The sequence below is a fragment of the Undibacterium sp. RuRC25W genome, from assembly GCF_049339825.1.
Lineage (GTDB): Bacteria > Pseudomonadota > Gammaproteobacteria > Burkholderiales > Burkholderiaceae_D > Undibacterium.
Genome location: NZ_JBMPPD010000004.1, coordinates 42,066 through 65,248, shown reverse-complemented (window position 1 = coordinate 65,248; position 23,183 = coordinate 42,066). Strand labels below are relative to the sequence as shown.

22 protein-coding genes and 1 CRISPR repeat array are annotated in these 23,183 nt (G+C 44.2%); of the genes, 2 read left to right on the top strand and 20 right to left on the bottom strand.

What is annotated here, in order from left to right; all coding sequences use genetic code 11:
* Positions 1–8 precede the first annotated feature (8 nt).
* The 7 genes from ACO0KV_RS03565 to ACO0KV_RS03535 form a co-directional block, all read right to left on the bottom strand.
* Positions 9–479 (bottom strand): cache domain-containing protein, encoded by a 471-nt coding sequence (locus ACO0KV_RS03565; RefSeq protein WP_423039950.1) that lies wholly within the window; start codon positions 477–479, stop codon positions 9–11.
* A 457-nt stretch (positions 480–936) separates the two neighbouring features.
* A complete protein-coding gene (locus tag ACO0KV_RS03560; protein ID WP_423039948.1) occupies positions 937–2,586 on the bottom strand; it encodes a methyl-accepting chemotaxis protein in 1,650 nt (549 codons plus the stop codon).
* A gap of 130 nt (positions 2,587–2,716) precedes the next feature.
* On the bottom strand, positions 2,717–5,203 hold the full coding sequence (locus ACO0KV_RS03555) for an EAL domain-containing protein (protein ID WP_423040096.1): 2,487 nt from the start codon (positions 5,201–5,203) through the stop codon (positions 2,717–2,719).
* 64 nt (positions 5,204–5,267) lie between these two features.
* Positions 5,268–6,866: an IS66 family transposase gene (gene tnpC, locus ACO0KV_RS03550; protein WP_423039946.1), complete on the bottom strand. Its 1,599-nt coding sequence runs from the start codon at positions 6,864–6,866 to the stop codon at positions 5,268–5,270.
* A gap of 55 nt (positions 6,867–6,921) precedes the next feature.
* Complete coding sequence (tnpB, locus tag ACO0KV_RS03545; RefSeq protein ID WP_423039944.1) at positions 6,922–7,278, bottom strand: IS66 family insertion sequence element accessory protein TnpB; 357 nt, start codon at positions 7,276–7,278, stop codon at positions 6,922–6,924.
* Positions 7,278–7,589 (bottom strand): IS66 family insertion sequence element accessory protein TnpA, encoded by a 312-nt coding sequence (gene tnpA / locus ACO0KV_RS03540; RefSeq protein ID WP_423039942.1) that lies wholly within the window; start codon positions 7,587–7,589, stop codon positions 7,278–7,280. The genes tnpB and tnpA (ACO0KV_RS03540) overlap by 1 nt, the downstream gene beginning before the upstream one ends.
* Positions 7,590–8,304: 715 nt before the next feature.
* A complete protein-coding gene (locus tag ACO0KV_RS03535) occupies positions 8,305–8,931 on the bottom strand; it encodes a response regulator (protein ID WP_423039940.1) in 627 nt (208 codons plus the stop codon).
* Between the two features lie 859 nt (positions 8,932–9,790).
* On the opposite strand from ACO0KV_RS03535, the gene tnpA (ACO0KV_RS03530) reads away from it, so the two are divergent.
* Positions 9,791–10,009 (top strand): IS66 family insertion sequence element accessory protein TnpA, encoded by a 219-nt coding sequence (gene tnpA / locus ACO0KV_RS03530; RefSeq protein ID WP_423039938.1) that lies wholly within the window; start codon positions 9,791–9,793, stop codon positions 10,007–10,009.
* Positions 10,010–10,841: 832 nt separating this feature from the next.
* Positions 10,842–11,296: direct repeats of the CRISPR family, unit length 28 nt; unit sequence GAAACACCCCCACGGGCGTGGGGAAGAC.
* 94 nt (positions 11,297–11,390) lie between these two features.
* Here the strand turns inward: tnpA (ACO0KV_RS03530) and cas2e are convergent.
* The 11 genes from cas2e to ACO0KV_RS03475 all read right to left on the bottom strand — a co-directional run bounded on the left by cas2e (position 11,391) and on the right by ACO0KV_RS03475 (position 21,084).
* Positions 11,391–11,687, bottom strand: a complete 297-nt coding sequence (gene cas2e, locus ACO0KV_RS03525) for a type I-E CRISPR-associated endoribonuclease Cas2e (RefSeq protein WP_423039936.1) — start codon at positions 11,685–11,687, stop codon at positions 11,391–11,393.
* Entirely contained in the window at positions 11,665–12,564 is a 900-nt protein-coding gene (gene cas1e / locus ACO0KV_RS03520; RefSeq protein ID WP_423039934.1) for a type I-E CRISPR-associated endonuclease Cas1e, read from the bottom strand. The genes cas2e and cas1e overlap by 23 nt, the downstream gene beginning before the upstream one ends.
* Entirely contained in the window at positions 12,557–13,285 is a 729-nt protein-coding gene (gene cas5e / locus ACO0KV_RS03515; RefSeq protein ID WP_423039932.1) for a type I-E CRISPR-associated protein Cas5/CasD, read from the bottom strand. Before cas5e ends, cas1e begins: the two co-directional genes overlap by 8 nt.
* On the bottom strand, positions 13,278–14,450 hold the full coding sequence (gene cas7e / locus ACO0KV_RS03510) for a type I-E CRISPR-associated protein Cas7/Cse4/CasC (RefSeq protein WP_423039930.1): 1,173 nt from the start codon (positions 14,448–14,450) through the stop codon (positions 13,278–13,280). Before cas7e ends, cas5e begins: the two co-directional genes overlap by 8 nt.
* Before the next feature lie 24 nt (positions 14,451–14,474).
* The gene (gene cas6e, locus ACO0KV_RS03505) at positions 14,475–15,113 is read right to left on the bottom strand and encodes a type I-E CRISPR-associated protein Cas6/Cse3/CasE (RefSeq protein WP_423039928.1); all 639 of its coding nucleotides are present in this window, start codon (positions 15,111–15,113) and stop codon (positions 14,475–14,477) included.
* On the bottom strand, positions 15,106–15,651 hold the full coding sequence (gene casB / locus ACO0KV_RS03500; protein WP_423039926.1) for a type I-E CRISPR-associated protein Cse2/CasB: 546 nt from the start codon (positions 15,649–15,651) through the stop codon (positions 15,106–15,108). Before casB ends, cas6e begins: the two co-directional genes overlap by 8 nt.
* Positions 15,651–15,968, bottom strand: coding sequence for a hypothetical protein (locus ACO0KV_RS03495; protein ID WP_423039924.1), 318 nt, complete (start codon positions 15,966–15,968; stop codon positions 15,651–15,653). The genes casB and ACO0KV_RS03495 overlap by 1 nt, the downstream gene beginning before the upstream one ends.
* Positions 15,969–16,061: 93 nt before the next feature.
* Positions 16,062–17,147: a type I-E CRISPR-associated protein Cse1/CasA gene (casA, locus tag ACO0KV_RS03490; RefSeq protein ID WP_423039922.1), complete on the bottom strand. Its 1,086-nt coding sequence runs from the start codon at positions 17,145–17,147 to the stop codon at positions 16,062–16,064.
* Between the two features lie 160 nt (positions 17,148–17,307).
* A complete protein-coding gene (gene cas3 / locus ACO0KV_RS03485; RefSeq protein ID WP_423039920.1) occupies positions 17,308–19,101 on the bottom strand; it encodes a CRISPR-associated helicase Cas3' in 1,794 nt (597 codons plus the stop codon).
* Positions 19,102–19,107: 6 nt separating this feature from the next.
* Positions 19,108–19,869 (bottom strand): CRISPR-associated endonuclease Cas3'', encoded by a 762-nt coding sequence (locus ACO0KV_RS03480; protein WP_423039918.1) that lies wholly within the window; start codon positions 19,867–19,869, stop codon positions 19,108–19,110.
* A gap of 495 nt (positions 19,870–20,364) precedes the next feature.
* The gene (locus ACO0KV_RS03475; RefSeq protein WP_423039916.1) at positions 20,365–21,084 is read right to left on the bottom strand and encodes a hypothetical protein; all 720 of its coding nucleotides are present in this window, start codon (positions 21,082–21,084) and stop codon (positions 20,365–20,367) included.
* Between the two features lie 163 nt (positions 21,085–21,247).
* Here ACO0KV_RS03475 and ACO0KV_RS03470 point away from each other — a divergent pair, with 163 nt between their 5' ends.
* Complete coding sequence (locus tag ACO0KV_RS03470; protein ID WP_423039914.1) at positions 21,248–22,003, top strand: hypothetical protein; 756 nt, start codon at positions 21,248–21,250, stop codon at positions 22,001–22,003.
* 169 nt (positions 22,004–22,172) lie between these two features.
* On the opposite strand, the gene ACO0KV_RS03465 is transcribed toward ACO0KV_RS03470, so the two are convergent.
* Both ACO0KV_RS03465 and ACO0KV_RS03460 read right to left on the bottom strand, forming a co-directional pair.
* Positions 22,173–22,772 carry a hypothetical protein gene (locus ACO0KV_RS03465; protein WP_423039912.1) on the bottom strand — a complete coding sequence of 200 codons (600 nt, stop codon included), beginning with the start codon at positions 22,770–22,772 and terminating at the stop codon, positions 22,173–22,175.
* On the bottom strand, positions 22,762–23,163 hold the full coding sequence (locus ACO0KV_RS03460; protein ID WP_423039910.1) for a hypothetical protein: 402 nt from the start codon (positions 23,161–23,163) through the stop codon (positions 22,762–22,764). The genes ACO0KV_RS03465 and ACO0KV_RS03460 overlap by 11 nt, the downstream gene beginning before the upstream one ends.
* Between the last annotated feature and the right edge of the window lie 20 nt (positions 23,164–23,183).

Genomic DNA, 23,183 nt, shown 5'->3' with positions numbered 1-23,183 from the left:
ATTTCATCCTACTTATAAATTCCACATCCAAAATAGATATCATCGATACGTTCAACGTATGTGCTTTTCTGTTCTATTTGGCCGTTAATTGGATTGGGCCATTTGTAGTCAACCCACCCTTTTCCTTCTTTACTTTGAGCCAATTCAACCATTTTTTTGGCGAAGTAATTACCGTCAACATCCTTTAGCTGCGACATATCTTTGCCAACCATCTTTGGATTTGCCCCGTGCGCAGCCAGAGGAGCGCCAAGTTTGACGTCAGAAGCAAAAAGATAAAGATCCTTATTCTTAAATGCGGGGTCGTGGTTATTAATCGCCTGGTAGGCTTTTTCGGCGCCATTTTTTTTGTAGAAATCGATGGCTTTCTTGACTAATGCGACGGCTTCTTCACTTGAACCATGCTGATCGGCTGCCTGCAAGGGAAATGTAAAAGCTGCGATAACAAATGCGAAAACTAGGCGATATATTCTGATATTCATGATTTCCTCTTATAGTTTTTTAAAATTAGATATACGTGCAGAGCTTGAACACGTTGATACCACAAAGTTTTTTTCAGACGCTGCTTTGTAGAGCACTTATCAACACGTTTCAGGTGATTCGACTATTGATTCAACTGATCGGTACAATGTTAGCCACTCAGAAAAGACCACTACGCCAATTTCTTCGGGCATGCAAAAATCCTATATGATATTTTGAGTAAAAACGAAGCAAAAATCCAAGCTCGCGCTCGGGTGCTAGCGACTCCAGCTTTCTAGGCCAACCCTTCTGACATCAATGGTTCTTCCACGTGATTCCTTGCTTATTATGATCCCGCCTTGAGGAAATTCATGTCAATTTTAATTTGACACTTTGTCAAAGAGCAAAAGGATTCCCAACAACTTATTTTGCGATTACAAATTTCTCCTACCATATCGGGAGTGACCATCTACGTCCTATTCATTTCAACTTTAAGGTGTAGCTGATATCAGGTGCTGTCTTTGGTCTTGAACGGCCGTGCGCTGAAACCAAGGATGTTGCGGTCATCATGACTGCGGTGGTATGCGTGTCATCTAGCCGGAATACACTGACCACGTGCGAGAGATTACTGGCCTGATCTTGCAGACCTGCTGCTGCGGCCGCAGCCTCTTCCACCAAGGCAGCATTTTGCTGGGTTACTTCGTCCATTTGTGCAATCGCCTGATTAACTTGTTCAATGCCGGTACTTTGCTCCTGACTAGCGGCGGTGATCTCGCCCATAATTTCTGTCACGTGACGCACGCTCGCGACCACTTCGTCCATCGTTCTGCCTGCCTCGCCAACCAATTTACTACCGATCGCCACTTTATCGACCGAATCGCCAATGAGAGTCTTGATTTCCTTCGCTGCCGCCGCGCTACGCTGCGCCAAATCGCGCACTTCGGAAGCCACCACCGCGAAACCGCGTCCTTGCTCCCCTGCACGCGCTGCTTCGACAGCAGCATTCAACGCGAGAATATTGGTTTGGAACGCAATGCCCTCAATCACGCTGATAATGTCGACGATTTTTTTAGACGAATCATTGATCGAGACCATCGTATCAACCACTTGCGAGACCACTGCCCCTCCTTTAACCGCAACATCGGAGGCGGACATGGCGAGGTGATTCGCTTGCCTTGCATTGTCAGAGTTTTGCTTCACCGTGCTAGTCAATTCTTCCATCGAGGCGGCAGTTTCTTCCAGAGAGCTGGCTTGTTCTTCGGTACGAGCCGATAAATCCAAATTGCCAGCAGCGATCTGGCTTGAGGCAGTGGCTATGGTGTCCGTTCCAGTACGAACTTCGCCGACGATTTTGACGAGACTTTCGTTCATATTTTTCAATGCTTGCATGAGACGGCCAGTTTCGTCGTTCGACAAGACGTTAATGTGCTGCGTCAAATCGCCAGCGGCAATGCCATCTGCGATCTCCACTGCGGCATCTATCGGGCGGGAAATAGCGCGAATCAACCAAATACCGACTAGGATTGCCAAGACCAAACCAAACAAGACACCTGCGATGCAACTTGTGCGAACGAGGTTATAGGTGCGTTGTGATTGCTCATATGCAATCTTACCAATATCCAGTTGGAGTTGAATAAGGGCATTGATCCCTTCCCGAACAGGTAAGAAGCGTTGCGTCATCGCTCCATGCATAATCACCGTAGCGCCGGCAGTATCTTGCTTACGTAATGCAGCAATTGCCGGCTTTAGTGCCTCAGCAATGAACTGCTTACGATCACCATCAAATTTGTCGGCCAGTTTTTTTTCCTCTGGAGTGAGATAAGTTGCCGAATATTCCTCCCATATCTTGTTCAAGGTTTGGATATTCGCCTCTACTTTCTCGATCTGCTGAGCCACTTCGCCTGGATCGCCTGTGATGGCCGTGGCGATTGCTAACTGATTCACATTCATCAGGCGTATCACCTGATCCAGTTGGCCCATGCAGATGAGCCGATCTTCATAAATGGTTTTGATCGAATCATTAGAAAAACCTAGACTGATGATGCCGATCAGTACACCAACAATCAATTGCAAGGATAAGAAGCCGATGACGAAGATCAATCGCCATTTGATGGTGATATTTTTTAGCATATTATTTCTCCGTAAAATAAGTGCCGATGAAGCGCCATGTAACAACGGTGGAATTAGAAATAGGTTGTGCTTCGTTCGTTATCAGTCCTACAAGTGCAGCTTTCTATTGTGATGAAATGAATCTCATGCGTTACCCACCGCTACATTGTGGCCGTGATGGATAACGCATGTTTTTCATCAAAAGTTGAAGCTGATCCGGTGAGACAGGCCTGCTAAGGTGATATCCTTGAATGTGGTCACACTGCTGTTCCCCCAGAAAAATTAATTGCTCGTCGGTCTCCACTCCTTCCGCAACGACCTTTAACTTCATGCTGTGTGCAAGAGCAATGATCGATTTTGCAATAGCTGCATCATTTGCATCCGTGGTGATGTCTTTTACAAAAGACCGATCAATCTTCAGTGAATGAATTGGGAATCGCTTCAGATAGCTCAGGCTTGAATAACCGGTACCAAAATCATCGATCGAAAGTTGTACGCCCATATCACTGAGTTTTTGCAATGTTTGTGCTGCGGCTTCCGGATTGTCCATCACCACGCTTTCGGTAATCTCGAGTTCGAGACAGGTGGCACCACAACCGGCTTCCCGCAGCACCCGCGCAACTAGTTGCTCAAGATTTTTCTGTCTGAATTGGCGCGCAGAAAGGTTCACAGCCATTCTTACTTCGGGAAGTCCCAATTTTTTCCAGGCGACATGCTGAGCACATGCTGTACGCAATACCCATTCTCCGATCGGTACAATCAAGCCGGTTTCTTCCGCAATAGGAATGAAATCGTTCGGCATGACCATCGGCTTTCCTAGCGGCTGCCAGCGAAGCAATGCCTCAACGCCGACAATTTCACCAGAGGAGATATCCATTTGCGGTTGGTAAAGAAGTATGAACTCTTCGCGCTCCAAAGCATGGCGTAATCCGCCCTCGAGCTTTAAACGGTCGAGCGTACGGGCATTCATTTCTTGGGCGTAAAATTGAAAATTATTACGCCCAAATCCTTTGGCTTGGTACATCGCTGCATCGGCATTTTTTAACAGTGTAGAGCCCTCTTTGCCGTCTTGCGGATAGACACTAATCCCGATACTGCCGATCGGAGATAATTCCTGGCCCTGAATAATCATAGGTAAAAACAGCGCATCAAGAATTTTCTGGGCAAGCAATGCAATTTCATCTTCCCGTGCAATATCTGACAACACGACCACAAATTCATCTCCGCCCAGACGTGCGACAGTATCTCCCTCTCTGATGTTCAGCGATAAGCGCCGAGCTACTTCGACGATAACCTGATCACCGGCGTCATGTCCAAGACTATCGTTGATATTCTTAAACCGATCGAGATCGATAAACAACACGGCGACAAACCTGCCTGCGCGGTTGGCATACGTCATCGCCTGAGACAGTCGATCTAGGAGCAAAACACGGTTAGATAACCCCGTCAACGCATCATGGTGTGCCAGATGCTGTAATTTTTGTTCGAACTGTTTGCGCTGAGAAATATCTTCGATCACTGCAATAAAACCGCCGGGTCCTTTTTCTATCGATATCGGCGCAACGGACACGTTAAGCCAGACAAGATGGCCGTCTTTGTGGATATACTGCCTTTCTTTCGCGTAAGTCTGAATTTCGCCACCCAGTAGACGCCCCAACAACGCATGAGTACTATGCCGTTCGTTGACAGGAATAAGATCTAGGACCGAGAGATTCAGTAATTCTTGCTCAGAATATCCGATAATATCTTGAAACTTTTGATTCACACGCGAACAGTGACCGTCGAGTCCGACATGGGCTAATCCTACTGCAGCCTGCCCGAACGCCACACGAAATCGCTCTTCACTTTCGAGCAAATCGGCGCGCGCCTGCATCTGCGTCGTAATATCTTCGACCATCAAAATCAAGAGATTTTGCTCATCAAGCAATGTTCTGGAAATTGTGCAGCGAAGAGAGGTGTCAGCTCCGGTGGACGAAGAAAGAGTAATCACCAGATCACGCTGATAATCCTGCTTCGACAGCCCTTGGTCAATGAAATCCAGCGCCAACTGATTTGAAATAACGGCAGAAATCGCCATCACGTCCTCTGTGCGCTTTTCGCCGAGGCCGAACATACTTCTTATAGCGTGATTCATCGTGAGAATCGTGCGCCCCCCATCAATCACCATCACGCCCGATGGCATATTGCTGATGATCTGCTCGGAATAGTTTTTAAGGTGAAAAATTTCTTGTTGGTCCGATCTAATATACGTATCCATCGCTAAGGACATATCGAAACAAACGATCTTGAGCAACGCATCATAGGTAGGTAAAAATTTTTCCGGCACCTCTTTCAGCAAATCTCGTAGGACAGGCAATAATTCAGATAAATATTTTCTGTAAGCGCCGATATACCATTGGGGTTCCAGACCAATGCGCTGATGTGCGATACCAACCCGTAATCGGTTACTAACGTAATCTGCGCCATATTCGCCACCGGTGAGGCTGTCAAAATAAGCCGTTTGTGTTTGCTTTAAACGTGCCACCATCAGAGCGTCTTTCAAGAGCTCCTGTAAGGGGGGAAACTGAAGCAGATGATCATAAAATGCGTCAACGAAAAGAGATTGTTTTTCCGCCAATCGAGTATGAATTTCGCGCAGCAGTGCTACGTAAGCGCGTTATTAACCACACATTGACATCAGTACCAACACAATTTTTATGTGCTTAATTAGCAGTCGTCGTAGTCATTTTTTTGAAGTTAAACGGTAACAGATCAGTTATATCAGCGTCCGTAGCACGCTTTGGAAGTTCTGTCAGCACATGAAGTAGATAGCTGTATGGCTCCACGTTACATGCACGGCAGGTCAACATTAGACTGTAAATCGTCGCACTCGCTTTCGCCCCAGCGACCGTATCACTGAACATCCAATTTTTCCGACCCGTCACAAACGGACGTATATCACGTTCAATTATATTATTGTCTATAGGCGCCGCACCATCCTCAATATAGCGCGTAATGTATTTCCATTGCCCCAAGGCATAATTGATCGCCTTGCCGATCAAGGATTGCGGTAGGACCTCTTCCTTGTTCTTAATCAGCCATTCTTGCAATGCATCCAGAATGGGGCGACTTTTGGTTTGCCTCAGTGTATAGGTGTGCTCTGTTTGCGTTACTCCTGATGCTGGCTTTTCCAGCGCCTGCTTTTCAATTTTGTATAACTGAGCGAGTGTTTCAAGCACGTACTTAGCGCGTCCTGTTGCGTTCTTTTGTGCCTTCAAGGCCTCATCAAATTTTCTTCTGACGTGCGCCAAACACCCAAGATGCATGACATCCTTTTGCATGCGCCATGCCGCATAACCGTCCGTCATCAGACTACCCCTGTAGCCATTTAAAAAACGCTGCGGATGTTCATGCCCACGACCCGGCTGGTAATCAAACAAAACCACCGACTCGTCACTGTGCTGCGCACTTCGATATACCCACATATAAGAGGTACTCTGCGCTGTCTTGCCATTCTCTTTTAACACCTGCACCGAGGTTTCATCACCATGAATGATTCTCTGTCGTAGCAACACCTGATGCAGCCCATTAACAATAGGACTAAGCCACTTTTCACTACTGCGTATGAGCCAGTGTCCCATCGTCCCACGCCCCACTTGAATATCACTGCGTTCGAGAACCGATTCCAGCCGGTATAACGGCAATCCGTCTGCATACTTCGCCGTCATGATCGTCGCTATGGTTGCTGCACTGGCGATACTGCCAGGAATCGGCTGGGCTGGTATTTGCCCCGTCACCATCGTGCTGGAGGTACCATGCTGTTCGCAGTGACGACAGGCGTATTTGAAACGGACATGCTGCAATACGCTGACCTGTGCCGGTACGATGTGTAATTGTTCGCTGATCTCTTCGCCCATACGATGCAATGCACCGTGGCAGCAGGCGCATTGTTTATCGGCCTCTGGCAAATCATATTCGATACGGACACGCTTGAGATGCGCTGGTAACTTTTTACGACCACGTTTCTTACCTGAAACCTCCCCAGCATTATCCTGTTGTTGATTGTCTTCTACCGTATCTTCCCCTGCTGCACTACCATCGTCGTCCATGCAGGCAGACTCTGCCTCATTGAATAAGCACCCCTGAACCCCCAGCTTTTCGCTCGACGGTGCATAGCGCTTGAGTTGCGCTAAACGGAATTGTTCTTCAAGTTGATCAACGCGCTGTTTTAATTCAACGATTTTCTCCTCGTAGCGGGAGACCAGATCGTGTACGTAGGCTTGTACTTCGGGCGGCAGGTGAGTGAGGTTTGGGCTTGACATGACACTACTGTAGCCAATTTCAACCCTCTATGGGTTTACGTCATTTTTACGATCTTCATAAAATGTCGCGCTTTGACAACGGCTGATGCGCTATGGCGTTTTGCCATGGAAGACCATCAAGCAACCAACGCAACTGCTGCGCCGTCACTTGCAAGGCGGGATGATCCTGCGGATCTTTAGGCCAGACGAAACGACCTTGCTCTAAACGGCGGTAGTGTAGCCAGAATCCGTTGGTATCCCAATGCAGTATTTTAAGTTTATCGCGGCCACGACCACAAAAAACAAACCAATGCGGACCGACCGGATCGCCCTGCATATTTTCGACAACGAGCATGGCAAGGCTATTAATCGATTTACGCATGTCGGTCACGCCGGGCGCCAGGTAGACATGCCCTCGCGGTGTGTTCCACATCAGACAAGCGCTGCCAGAATGGTGGGAAGTAACGCCACATGAGCCGTTGTATAGAGATCAATGCGATAACCGCCAGGCGTGTGAATCGCCAACGTCGTTGCCTGCGATCTCTCTTGCGTTTCTGTCACTAGTGCTGGCAAGGCGATGAACGCTGTCACGTCCTTTTTAATCTCGCTATGTTGACGCCAGTAGTAATAAGTCGAACTTGTGATGCCTTCTTGTTGACACCATGCTGTGATGCTCAATCCTGAAGCGCGCTGCGCTTCAAATCGCTGCTGCCAAAGTAGGCGTTTGGTTTGGCTTTGATTCATGAAATTCTCCGATTTGAAAAATTCCATTTTGGGCGCGTTTTTTATTGGGCGATAGGTGGGGTGAATTTAGCGCTTACAGTGCTACGTCCGTTTCCGTGATACCAAGGAAGGCTTGGCGCAGCTCAATGTCGGAGTGATCTAACATTAGTTTTCGGGTAAATCCGTCAATTTCGCGATTCGTATTTCTCATGCAACTACATTCTCATGATTAAAGTAGATATGTGATTGAATACTGCACTTCCCTTGCGGAAAATGAGGTCGAAAATTCAGAATTAACTCAAGGTCAAAAAGGCATAGGCAGCAATCTTTTCTTTAAGAAAAAGATACGACAACATTGAACAAATTTATTACCTTGCACGCAAAGCACTCTTGCGAAGAAAGTATTGAACAACAAATAACGATAGGATTACTTTTTTGATTTAGATCAAAAATACAACGCTTCAACATTAAAAAACGATCAAAGCGTCATTTTGGTAAAAATCTTGTCCGTTAGGACTGTGACAAATCTGGTAAGCGTGTTTGCAGCCCCAACCAGATTTTATTGATGTAGTGAGCCTTTTAGGCAAACTAGCAGATTACTTCAGTGGATAATGCTACCCTGAAGCAATTAGTAAGGCTATAGGATACACCTTATTTTTCCGTAGGGAAATAGTGTCATCGCGTAGGGATTTCCCTACCCTCGATGTACTTGATGAAATAAACTGGATGCAAAACGTCAGACGTTGCTACTATTGTCCATCGTATAGCGCATTAATTCTGCCATATTGGATAGGTTCAATTTTTCCATGAGCCTAACCTTATGAGTGCTCACTGTTTTGTTGCTAATAGAAAGTTGCATAGCGATTTCATTTACGGACTTTCCATTCACCAGTAAAAACAACACTTCCGATTCACGATCGGAGAGCCTAGTATGCAAGGCACGCTGCGGAGACGACTTATCGAATACCAATTTTTCTGCTAATTCAGGAGTAATGTAGTTACCATTAGCGGCAACTTTGCGGATAGCGCCAATGAGAATTTCTGGATCACAGTCTTTAGTGATATAACCTGAAGCACCGGCCCTAAGTACGCGTGCGGCCAAATAAGGCTCGCTATGCATACTTACAACGAGAATTGGGATTTCTCGATTCGCCCTAACACGAGCGATTAAATCCGCTCCACTGATACCTGGCATACTTAAGTCCAACAGCAATACATCAAAAAACTTATCGCGTACACAGTCCAGCACTTCGCTCCCATTGGCAGCTTCGCCAACCACTTCAAAATCTGGCACCTGTGCAAGAATCCGCTTCAAGCCAGCCCGAACAAGAGCATGATCGTCAGCAATAATTATCCGAATCATGCGTTTTCCTTGCGAGCGTTAACGTCGACGAGAATAGATAGGTCAATCATCGGTTGTATGTCGCAATAAGGTCAAATAAGTGAACAATAGTGATGTCACATAAAATTAAAAAGCCAAGCCGTAAAACCGCCGATAGTGGCCTGTGCGCAATATGAGTGAACGACACACCCTGACCAGCAACGGCAATATCTTCAGAGTCCGCCGATGTACCGTCGCGCGATCAACAACAACGCCGCGCTCTCCCATTATCCCTTCGATGTGACGAAAATGTAGAGACTATTCTGCGTACCAGCGCGCACAAAACATCATGACCACCGGATACGAAAGCGTTTGCAATACGATGTCAGTCTCTCTGAATATCATGTTGATGCGTGAGCGATTTCTCGGTATTTTCAACGCTGTCTTTGGGTTAGGTAAATTTAATGCTTAACATTCTGGTTCTCGACAACAGAATCCAATTTAGTCTTACCTTACCTCAAACCCAATGAAAGCGTTTTGATTCCAAACAAACATTAACCAGCACCAACAAATCAGGTGTGGGAATCAAACAACACATCAAGAACCGCATGAATAAAGGATTTCGTTAACAAATTAATTTATCATGGGTGCATACATGGATGCAAAAATAATTGCTAACAGTTGGCAACCATAGGCAATACCCAGTTTTTGCAATTTACCTGTAATGCTGGTAGGAGGTTAATTATTAATACATGATGGAACTATTCCGGCATCATCATTAAAAGTAACCGTCCAAGGCCCCAACCTATGAACACCCCTTAATTTGATGCACTCTTCAAGCCTGATCACTTTGGAGAGTAAGCATGTCAAGAATTAATCCATCCTCAGCCGTACGCTATGGTTGCAGCATGTCACTGCCTTGCAAGGCTCAGGGCTATCGCAAGCGGCGTATTGTTGTGAGCATCAATTAAATCATTCCACATTTCATAGCTGGATTTCACGTGGTCAGGTACCTACTTCGGCGTCCACAACGCTGACGACTGTACCAGCTGTTATTCAAGCCAGCCTACCAACCGCTTTAAGTTTGTCGCCCATCGTGTTACGACATGAGTCTGGATAGCAGCTCTCGCTACCTGCTGATATGCAGACAACCTAGCTCAATCAATTAGTATGAAGGCATAACCTAGAACGTCACTCAGGTGCGAGAGCGCATCATACAACTCAGCATCACTATGTCCAAAGAGGATTTATTTTCAATATCCCCATTCTCTGGTAGAGTTTCATTTCTGCTTTGGCTCGATTCCATCGTGGCTATCGTTCCGGCATTTGTCGGTAGTACAGCAAACGGGTGAGCGCCGGACGCAACGGTGGGAACGGGAACCCCACCCCAGAGCAGCTTCCATTCTGATTTTATCTCCGCAGATTCTTTTCCTAATGGGAAAGCAGAATTCATAATAGTGTGAAAATCACCGCTATCGGAAGGCTTCAGCCGAATATAGCCTATCTTAATGAGTTGAATTATACTCACGTCACTCTGTGGAGTGATTGCCTTTAGTCGTTTCGGGCGTTAGCTGATCGGGCGAATTGTCGCACATTTCGGCATTATTGAGCGTCTTCCATAGAGTTTTTGAAACTGACTCCATCCGCTTTTGGCGACTTTCCTCTACATGCAATACGGTTTCATCAAATCGTTTCGTGTATCGAATTAATAAATTACCGTTTGCATCCCCACTAACCTGCTTGATACTGTCAAAGTTATTTGTTATCTCTGGCATTTTTTGGCAATATCTTGTCCTGTATTTACAATTTGACCACGATCACTTTCATACTTTTCAATTACGAGCTTATATGAAAGCGTGTACGCGAGGGTAACTGTTTAAAGAATGCCTGGGCAGAGTGTAAAACAGTCTTGATTATTATTTTCAATTGCCACGAAATTCCCCTATAAAAATGAAACACCCCCACGGGCGTGGGGAAGACCTAGTCGAGGGGTCAACGCAGTGTGGTGCGATGGAAACACCCCCACGGGCGTGGGGAAGACTTTTTCGCAGCCAACCATGTAGGCTTCATAATCGAAACACCCCCACGGGCGTGGGGAAGACTTGGCGTCATACAAGTCAGTTGCGATACAGTGAGAAACACCCCCACGGGCGTGGGGAAGACAGATCCAAGAGACGAAGGTTCGGCAAATAAATAGAAACACCCCCACGGGCGTGGGGAAGACTTCGCCTGACATTTTCATCACTACTTGTCTACAGAAACACCCCCACGGGCGTGGGGAAGACAGCAGCCTGACGGCACCGCACGGCGGTATGAAGGAAACACCCCCACGGGCGTGGGGAAGACGATGAATCAATTATCATCGGTAAGCGACTAGAAGAAACACCCCCACGGGCGTGGGGAAGACACCTATATTTTGTTAAAGAACGCACATAAAACACCGTATATAGTGTGTTCATGGTTTGACCAAATTAATTTTAAATCTAAATCTCTTCTATCTACTACGAATCGCAAAGTGAATTTTGTTTCTCTACTACCAATTGCAACCCCGATATTTCAGTTAAATTTCGCTTCGTGTCGCCAATCCCACTGATGTCATACCCAGGAGTTTCTGGTATTCGCCGAAATACCATTACTCCACTATCTGCCGGACAATGTTTATATAAGTAAGCCACCACTTTTCTTGCTACATTATCTTTTACGCCAGAAATAAACACGTTAGGTTTAGGCTCAATAAACCAGAGCTTCATACGACCACGGACTGCAGGTGGCAAATCATTGGCAATCACGACTAGCATTTTTTATCTCCAGAATGCTTTCAATATCTTGAGCGACTTTACCTAACAAATTGGCTGCGATTACACGCTGCCGGAAAGCAGCCGACACCATGTGTTTGTTATACTGACCGGCCATGCTTAGCGTTAGCGAAAAAGCCAAGTCGATGCAAAGATTTTCTTTATAAAGATCAGCCAAATCATATACAAAAGGTAGAGGACTCCCTGAATGTACAAATCCCATATGTGGCGAAAACCCCATGCTGTGTATTGCCGAACATAAAATACCGTACAGTGCCGCATTACAAGCAGTCAATACTTGATTAGTCATGTCACCCATTTCAAATTTTCCCGGAATGTAATTTCGCCCCTTCCAACCCACACCATATTCCAGCCCCTTCTGTTCGTACAAATTTCGGATACGATACCCCTCCATTCCCATCATTTCTTTGAGAGATTTTCCTTTCAAATCTGCACCGGGAAAACGCATTGAAAACATGCGTCTTGCGACTTCTAATGATTTTTTGGAGTCTGCGGATAATTTCATTTGCTCACGCAAATTACGCGTATCAGATGTTGGTGTTTGCCCATGGGCATAAAATAATAAACTATCCTCTCCTACCCAACAAACACTGCAATTTGCCGCAGCGATCACCTTAACAGCTTCATGAGTTACGCTAGTGCCTGGGCCAAGTAATAAGCAATTAAGCGTGGCAATAGGCAGGCGAATAACATTGGCATCGCTGTCTATCCATTTCACACTAGCATCATCAATTTCCAACCGCCCCCGCTCAAGATAAATAAAAGGATACTTATCTTTAACTAGAGGCAAAGTATCACGCGTCACTTTGATCAAAAGACGCTTTGACGGCGATTTTATTCCCGAAGTATCGTCAAGCATAAATCAGACTTACCTGTCGATCACGATAGCGCTTATCATCACCAAACTGCACAGGCACGTCATTAAGGGTAAAAATCTCATCCGCTTCGCTATCGCTAAGCGCGCCATGTAATACGCGAAAATCTTCGATTCGATTTTTTTCTCTTGCAATTACCTTAGCATGCTCTAGTGCTTGCGCTTGTTCGATAAAACAAGCTCGATAAATAAAATCGGTTGGCACACAATTTTTACGCCCTAAATAAACAGCCCATGTTGGCGATTGCAATCCTTGTATGATTTGTTCAGATCGTTCAAATGGTACTTCGATTACAACAGCAAATGCAGCATCTTGTAGATAATTACGATACGTCAATTTTGCGCCACCGCCAACAGCTGGCTTCCTTTCACTGGTTTTCGGAATGAGCATACTCGCCCAAGGATCTTGCTTGTCGTAACCATTACCCACCATATGAAAATCACGTAGGACTGGTTCGCGCGCTTGCTTAACGCGTTCACCGCGAATTTCTGTGGTGCGGACAAACGAAATGACCGTTTGATCTAGGTTAGAAAACTCTTCCAAAAGCGCACATTGCTCGCCACCAGCACCCAGCGCAGAACACAGCAAACCCAATATTCCTGATTTCGTTGGAAAAGATTGCGTCTCGCGTCGGCCAAATTTGGAGTCAGCCCCCCAAGCTTGCAGAGGGGCTTCCAACCAGAGTAAAAGAAAGGAATTATGCATGGATATTTTCTGCAACGTCCGCTGTTGAGTGCTGCTTTAATGCTGCAATGAGATCATCCACAGTTAAATCAGCGTCTTGTGAATAAGTGTACTCAGCTTGTTTACCAAATAGGCTACCGTGCAACTTTTCTTGTTTAGCCAAATAAGTGGACATGGCATCGATACTGTTTTTTATAAAACCACCGCCAGCTTCTGCTTTGACTGGAGTTTCAAATGGAACTTGTAAACCTTGACCTTTACGAACAAAGATCTTGGCAAACGCCCATGGAGATGCGCCAGATTGGGTCGATTGCCTTGCCGTTGGTACAGCAACAAATAGAGCTTTCGTAAATGCCTCGACCGCTTCTGGCAATGAATGCCCAGCTAATGTTTGATTCAGTTGTCCAAGGTCTAAACTGACATAGCGATAATAGGTGGCAGAATTAAACTCCAAGCTTCCCATATGCGCTGATCCAGGTGTCGGATCTACATCATCCATCGCAGTAAAAAACTCCACCTCATTGCTCACTTTATGTGTGGAAATGGCGTGTGAAAATGTGGTTGCACCATCGATATTTAAATCAGCCGCTTGGGCAACCATTCTACCAAACAAGGCAATATCTACCGCATCTATAGCTTCATTTACTTTGCCAATTAGATCTGCGAGTTCTTTTGCCTGCTTTTTCGCATCTTTCTGAGTAATCACTTTATCTGGATCAAATCCATTATCAGCGCAGGCTTGCGCAATAATTGCTACTTCATTTGGACTTAAAAAAAGTAAAGTATCTGTTTTATCAGCACTCGTTTCTAAGGAAGTATCGTCACCTTCTACATCAACTGCCGAGTCTTTGCCTTTTTTTGCTTTCTTTTCTTCTTTTTTCTTAATGAAAATACCTTCAATTTTATCGCCACAAGTGATTGCCTGTTCAAATGTCGCGCCTTTCTTCAGGCAAGCCTCAGTGACTAATTTACTGATTAATTTTGTTCTTGTTCCATGAGTGATGCCCAACTCTTGCATCGCCATCCGTATCGGGCGCTTCCATGCTTGAGAACTCACGCGTGCACGCTGCACACCGCCGACGATAGCAGTTTTCGGCGCACCAACGTCATCACGGTTAAGACAAGTTACTGGGAAAGATTGAAGAATGTGAAATTCGATACGGAGATTTGTAAATTGATTTTTCATTTGAAAATCCTGAAGGTCGATAAATTAAATAGCTGATAAAGGCACAATTTGTAATAACCCAAAACCAAATGCTCTGCCTCGACCAATACCTTTGCAAAAACTTTGCTTAAAACGTTCGTGATCAGTCACGGTGAGGCGTCCCTTAAGCGTCGCGCTGCCATGCGTCACGGTCTCTCCTGACTTTTCAACGCTTTGTATGTTACATTGCTCAACTTGCAAATCTTCAACCATCACACTAAAGCCCCAAGACGTAATGGCACGCTGTACGAACCAGGTTGTTATCGCTTCGCGCCCACGTACCGGTACGATTTTCCGACTAAGATTATTACGTTGAGTTGGATTCAAGGTAGTTTGAAAAGCGTAATCGGTATGCTGTAAAAAATTCGCATATACCGGCTTTGTTTCGACCTTACCAAACTGTGGTGTCTGATGCGGCTTGCGATTCGAGAGCAAGAGAATTTGCCGCGTATTGGAATCACCGCCTTTATCGACGTACAAGATGCCACTTGCAACGCTTTTGTTTTTTTCGGCCTCGGTACGAATATCTTCAAATAAACCGTAGACCACTTTATGTAAAGCGTATGCGTCTTTTACTTGTAAAATTTTAATGTCTTCACGGCTCAATTTTAGTACGCTTGCAAACGCAATAGGGTTTTCATGCATCTATTTTCTCCTCAATTTCTTTGCCGTAAAAACTCTGCGCCCACCGTGCTTTTATGCGAGTTTGTCGTTCCTCGTGGCCAAACCAAAGTAAGTCATCGAGCAATCGCACATAATCGAGGGAAACAAGCCCCTTCGCTTCAATCAAACTAAATAGGGGTCTTAAGATACGGCAAACTTCGGATACAGAGTTACATGCAAGCAAACGACGTAGCTTTGCTTTGGCCTGCTCACTATTATTACCATCCTCATAGCAGCAAGCTATCGCTTGTCCGATTTGTACAGCGCCATTTTTCTCAATTTTTACACGGGCTATAGTCGCAGCAATTGCTGCATATGGAATACGTTCATCTTCGTATTCCAAGTTAATTTTAAAACCCGCCAACACTTCCCAACTTTGATATTCAGTTGCTGGATTATCAGCTCGCTTGAGCGCTGCCCGTAGACCATTATCAGTCTGGCATCGACCAATAACATACTCAACAAAACTAGCAGCCCTATTGTTATAGGTATTAACTGGTGCTTGAGTTTGTTCGCTCATCATCGCTCCTGGTTGGTGTTTTTTAAATAAACGCCTAGATTTGGTCTATGCTTAGCCCATGCATCTAGTTGACGTGAAGTATCGCTAGAACAATGAGTGTCGTAAGCTTTATGCGCAAACTGCGCGAATAATGTTCGTATTTTCGTGCTATCAACATTTGTACACATATCGATAAGAGCTTGGAACTTGCGTTCGGATAGTTGCCAAAATAAGTTACTCGCCATTGAAGCTTGTCCTTTCGCTTCCATGTTCTGGCTTTTAAAATAGCTAAGGGTCGAACCGTAAATGATTTTTGAAAGTTTATCGAGTTCATTCATTTCCGTTTGAAAGTGACTAAACCACTTTTCCCCTAATGAATTGATAGGAAGTTGAATCGAAGACTCAACGAAATCATCAGAACCTGAAACAAATTACTCCCCAGCATTACTACTTACCCGCAATCCGCCAGACCAAATTCCGAGAGAACGTACTAAGGGAATTGCTCTGTTAGTAGTTAATCGTAGTTGAAAGCAATCCGCTCCTCGATTATCGCTTGACGACAAAAAACTTAACAGTGCAGTGAGTTGTCTCCATGGACGTTTTTCTGGATCAGTCCAGAGTGCTTTTGCTTCTTTCCCTGAACGGTCAACTGTAATACTAGGGTCTACGACGCCCTCTTTATAACCAAGATCTGAAATTCCTTCTGAATAATGTATGCCATGTTCGTTCAGTAAGCAAAATCTCGACAACGGTACTAAACGACCCATTAAACTCAATTTAAGCATTTCGGCATTTTCGCAACTCTCTCCCTCCGGCATTTGCTGCCAAGGTGCTATTCCTAGGCCTGCAGGATAAATACCGATATCGGCTATTTGTTGCTGTGTAAATAAATTAAGCCATAACGTTTCCTGCAATGAACTTCCTTGCAAAAAACTATGCAAAAAACCTAAAAAACCAATTGAAGGGCCTGGTTTTCCGGTGGAGGGTTTACCTTTCTCATTGCACTTACCCTGATACTCTTTAGTGAGCACTATGGAGTTGTCCGTTTTCTTTCCACCTAAACCAAAGCCCATCAATTGAACAATTAGTAATGCCCTATCTGCATCTGATAATGATTTTTCTACCTGCGACTGCGTGAGCACTGTCGTGTTTCCAGTTGAAATCTCGGTTAATACCGCGCCAAATTTTTGAACGAATGCAGGTTTAATGGCTGGCATCTGCAAAAATGGGGTGTCCCCATATAAATAGAATTGCGAATGCCATTGTTCCAAATAAAGTAAGCATTTTTTTGCCAACCCTTCAGGTCGCAAGTTTTGCCATGCTTCGTTAGTTTCTGGCGTAGCTGCCGCTTGAGCAATTGCCAGCAGTAATTTTGTCAGTGCAATTTTTTGAACCGGATTTCCGCCTATTGCGCGGTAACTTTCCTCAAGAAATATTTGTTTTAAACTGACTCTACCCACATCGACAATAGGTACCCATGGTTCATCTATCAAATTGAAGTATTTCTCAGTGTGCATATTTAGTTACCATTTTTATGGCCCAAGACGCGCCATATATGAATCAATTAATTTGCTAAAATATGCTCCAATTCTCATTGGATCATCTTAAAATTTGCGCTATAGATACTTTTTATGTCTGTTTGAAAATCATGCTTGATGCAACTTTATATAAGTTTAGCTACGTCTTTTTTGCTTGATAGCCGATACGTACATCATAAGTAAGTGCATATTTTTCATTCGCTAAGCCTGCCTGTAGCGAGCGTATAGCTCCGCTCTCATCCACTAAGGCAAAGCGTAATTGATTGCTTTCGTTGAATTCAGGCTTACCTAAGTAAAAATAGTCGCCTAGCCATAAAATGTGCTTTCTATCGATGGCGGTTGGGGCAAGGTATTCAGCGACTTTTAAGGTATTTTGCATTAATGTTATGGTCAATTCACGCCATTTTTTTCGTCCTAAAGATCGGCCATTTTGGGGAACTAGGATTTTTTCTCGATTCAGCAAAGTAACATAGACACCCTGCTGGGCAACTTGAATTGATCGAACCAAAAGCACCTCTGTTGTCTCAAGTTCGCTATGGCGGGTTTGTGCTGTTTCTTCTGCTTGTGTTGAACCCGCTTTGGATAGACCGACTAACGCCAGCCCTTCGAGCTTCATTCTAGTTAATTTTAGTTGTTGAAGATGTCTAGCCATATCATCACATTCAACTTGAGGAACATAAGTTGCCTCAATCAAATCCCGAATTTGTGAAGGTAAGCACACGTCGCCAATGTTTTTCCATACTGCTAAACTGCGACATAAAACGTATGGTGCATACACTTTAGCTGTTGATCCAAATGTCTGTTCGGGTGAAATGATTGCAGTAGCCAGATCTGGAGCCAATATCCAAGCCTCTCGTTTTGCCATTACAGGACGGACCGTCTCGGTGTGTCGCCATAATCTACCCAAGCGCTGCAACAACATATCTGTGGGTGCGATACGGCTGACCAAAAAATCAGCATCGATATCTAGGGATTGCTCTAGAACTTGTGTTCCGACTAATATTCGACCCTGTGCAGCGCGCTCTTTCGCACCATTTTTTCCAAAAATTCTTACCCAGATCTCTTCATTACATGCCCGATCTTTCTTGAGAAAGCGCGAATGCAATAAACCACATGCAATACCAAGTCCAATACTACGTGCCGCTAATAATTGGAATATAGCTTGCGCCTCGTTCACTGTATTTTCTACCCATAACACCTGCTGTCCTTGCTCAGCCCGCAATATTGCTTCTTCTATCGCAGCAATATCTGTCGCATGGCCAATATGAACCGTCACATCGGGTATTTTAGCCACCTCTATTTCAGCAAATAGGGCTTGATTCGGCTGCGCCGTAATGAGTGGATACGGTTTATATGTCGTATCACAGGACGCGCTCAAGCCTAATAATGATTTCCGCCGTTCTTGTGTCAGCGTAGCGCTCAAAATGATTACAGTACATTGCAAATGACGTAAGGCCGTTACCAATGCATCTAAAATCGTCCCAGTGAAACTGTCATAAGAATGTACCTCATCAAGTATGACAACTTTACCGGCTAGGCCAAAGGTTCGAACAAAACCATGTTTTACATTCATCACCGCCATCAAAGCCTGATCAACAGTACCTACTGCAAACGGCGCTAAAATTCCACGCTTTCCTTGTGCAAACCAGGCACCACCAGGATTTGCTTCCTCACCCATATTTAACCAAGCATTGCTATGTACCAATAGGGCTTGAGAATGAAGCGTTGTTTCATCTAATATCTTTTTTAAGAACAGATTCACACGCTCATGTATTTTCTCAGAGGTGAGCTGAGTTGGCAGTGCAAAATAAATACCCGTAGCAGAATTATTTTTTAGCAATTGATACGCTGCATAAAGGGCAGCTTCAGTTTTACCTAATCCCATTGGAGCTTCTAATACATATACGCCAGGCTGATTTACTGCTGCGATCAATTTGAGTTAGGTGTCTTTAGGCTCAAAACCGAATATATTGTGAAAACCTAGGTTAGGTCTAAATTTTGGGCATACAAATCCGGCTTCATCTAGTGCCACATCAATACAAGATTTCCAATCTCCTTCAGGATCTTCGAATAAGGCACCTGATCCTACCCAATCTGAAACAGTCGTCAGACCAGCTAACACTTTTGCCTGTAACGCATCTTTCACTATGGGAAAATCTGTGGCCAAGGCCGCCTTAAGTTGAGTTAATAATTCGACTCGCTGCGAATGCCAATTTGCACCGCCGAATACTTCACTTGTCGCCTGGTATATAGACAGGTTTGGTGAAAATCCATGATGTTGACCTAAAATTTCCGCAATGTATAAACTCGGGTTTTCAATTGCAACCGATGCTTGGCTTACCCCTGCATGACCACCCCACAGCTTTTCTTGAGTTGGATCTTCATTTTTCAAAAGAGCTAACACTGCGTCTTCTTTTTGCGAAAGTGCAGAATATATTTTCTTCTGAAAAGTTGGACTAACCTTTCCGATGTCATGGGCTGCAGCAATTAATTCCGATCCCTCGGGAAATAGAGTAGCCCTCAACCAAATTGGCATTCGAAGAATCATTGCTCTCGCAACTTCTCCAACAATTTGGCAATGGCTAAATACCAGTCGACCGGAAACAACATTGTCGTTATCCAATTTTCTTGATTTGGCTAGGCATTGATTAAGCGGGATTGTTTCAGTAACAGTGCTTACTTGTTTAGGTCTTGCACGCACTTAGATCCCCAAGTTAAGTTTTATAATAATTACATGCATATTGCTTAAAATGCATATTATTATGATAATTCAAAATTAATTAAATATCTATACTTGCTTAGAGTTTGATACCAAAAAATCTCTCGTATTTTCGACACTCGTGGCAATTCCTAGGTATAGCCCCAGCAAGTATCACGCCTCTTTAGTTTCATGAGCGTAATCATGGTGTGGATAGTGTCGATTCACCTTCTCGCTAAGCACAACGTGATTCTGAACACGGTTAATGCTTCATTTCACTGTTCACAAATGCAAGTAGACAAAAAAAATCATTCTAAATTTCCAAGGTGCGCAGAAGGTGCGCAAGCAAAAAGGCCTGCGCACCATCATAAAAAAATCTAAATATTTAGGTCGCAATACCTATAAAGTTCCATGTCGTGTCCCATATCTCAAAATCAATCGCTATAAAATTCTTAATGATTTCATTCATTGGCTTTTTCCATGGCATTTCTCATGATTTCAGCTGCCCTCTTCATCCTTAGCCTCAGCAATTCGGTCTCTGAAGGCGTCAAGCGAATTGATTTTTGAGATATACCGCGCCTCTGATTCTGTGAGTGAGTCAAATCCATATCCGGTTGCGGATATAAAATCTGACTCGAAGGTTCCGTATTTTTCACGTAAGACCTCTAACGTAAAATTGCTCAATGATAATTGTGCGCTGTACTGCTTGCCAGATAAGACGGCATATCCGATAACATTGGCTCCATGCGACTCAATGAAATTGATGAGCGAAAGAATAGTGCCACCCTGACTAAGCGTGTCATCGACAATAAAATAATTACGCCCTCCCTCAACTTGGCCGTCAAACCAAGGCCTCGTGAATAGTCGATCAAGCCCATTGGCAGACGATCTAAGGGAAACAGTTGATTGAACAATCTCTAATCCATGTCTAACATCCAGCAGACCAGATAATTTAGTGGACAGCGCCAGTGGAATTTTATTGTCACAACCTGCTTCCATACCTAGGACGGGTTGAAGTATGGCATTTGCGCCTGCTATGGCGCTGCAGATATCATCAATGAAAGGATGCTGTAGTACCTCATTTATGAGGCAAACCGCTGATCGATCATCGCCTGTTTTTGCTGCAGAAAAATGAGAATTACTTGCAAGTCTTCCTATCCGATTCGCTATCAGGACTAATGGCCTTACTTTTCGCTGGAAATAGGTATGGTTACTCACAAATTCAAAATCACATTAACAAATGCAATAAGTCACCTGACAAAACTGGTCAGGCTCAATATTTTCATTGTGCCACGTCCTCGGACACCTATTTGATATGGATAAACAGTAAAATTAATAATTAGTATATATTAAATACAAACAACACTATCAACAGAACTTAATGACCAAATTCGCACAACCAACAATTATTCTCTGCCCAACATGCAACTGGCATTTACTTCAAAGTCAACTCATGTCATTTAGCTTTCGTCAGAGTGACCACAACGGCTGGACTGACGGCGTTACAACTTCCGGCATTCCGATCATCACATCACCGTTGCTGCAATGCCCATTGTGCCACAATCCATTTTGGAAAAAGGACGCCAGAGTAATCGGTCAGCTGCAACCAGAAGAACCGCCTGCGGAAATCGGTTTTTTTGCGACTATTCTAGAGACGGTAACTGGGAAGAAGAAAAAGAAAGTTGATAGAGATCCACCAATTGGTTTCAATTGGCTTGGCGTTCCCAACAATGTACATAATGCGGTTCAGTCTACGTTACCAACCATTGGCGATTGGCTAACCATACTAAATGGATCAGTACCATTAACACCTGAACGCGAGTCAATTGTTAGGCGAAAAATTTGGCAGAAAGGGAACGATCACCAACGTATACGTTCTGATGGAACTCCTTGCCGTAAAACACCCTTATTTTCTGATGAGTTTTCGAGGCAGAACTTGCTGGCGCTGTTGGATCTACACGAACGCAACTTGGTCAACGAGAGCATCGAAAAAGCTGAGATTTTGCGACAACTCAGTCGATTTGATGAGGCATCGAAAATTTTAAAAATGATCCCGCACGAAGATCAGATATCTATAAGGTTCCAAATTCGTAAGTTTGCAGACAATCGCGACAGCACAGTACAACTACTCGAATAAAAAAATTTTTGAGGTTGAATTGCGACTTGTCTTGAAATCATTTTCCAGTTGACTTGAAAACACCCCACCAAGTCAACTGGATTTCAATAAAGGATCTAACTAGCGATATGAACTGAGAATATTTGCTTTATTTTTTCTCTTTTTAGAAGTTCCGAACCTCTAATTAAACCTATTTCTCAACGGGTAACATTTCAAGCATATGCCCCTGACTGGTAGATAACAGAAAATCATGAAATACCAAATGTAGTGCCCTGGACATGACTCCGGTATTAAATATTTTTCCACGACGCGCTGCTGAATTCTCCAACCCATATGCGAAAACAATATTGATCAACCCGTCAGATTCCGTTAACTCAGATCGATCAGCAACATCAACATTGAGAAGGTTACAGCGCTGATTTAACGTCGTATTTTTGTCAAACAATGGAGAAAAGTTAGCCATAAGTAATCCACATTGAAAAAGAGAATTCCTCACCTGATCTGCATGATGGCGTAACCTCCCGATGTTCCGCTCCAATTCTATGATCCGTGTCGTATAAAATGGGTTGCTACAACCTTTAAGGTTTTCAATGATCACGCGGTGGCTCTCGATCTCGCTATTGCAGACATCCAATAACTCACCAGCATTTTCTGCATTGCGACGCATCATATCTAAGGCTATAGATGCTTCAATATAACTCAGTCGTTCATTACGCTCATCAGCCATGACAGGATTCAAAATATATAGACTACCAGCGTCAGCAAATTTATTGTTTAATTCATTTTGCATTACTTACACTCCACAGATTTAATACATCGACATAGTTCAATTCGCATTCGGCCATTGGGCAATGAACGACGATCTCGGCGGCCAACGTCATTGCGTCATCAAACGGTAAGTGATCATCGCGAATAAATACAAAGGCCAGATTCAGTGTGCGGCTGACCTCTTCCAATGGGTATCCTTCAGCTATTTCTAAAATTGCCAAGTCAACACGGAACAGCGCCAGCAATTCCGAAATCGCTGGGATCTGTTGGCCTTCAATAAGTATTTTCTTGCTGGATGCATGATTTGCTACTGCTACGTCTGCTACTTTCGCTACAGGTTTTGATTCAAAGATTTTATATGTAGCAGGTGTAGCAACTGTAGCAGTAGCAGAGCTAAAAAATCCTTTTTTCATCAGATCTACTAGTGCCATGA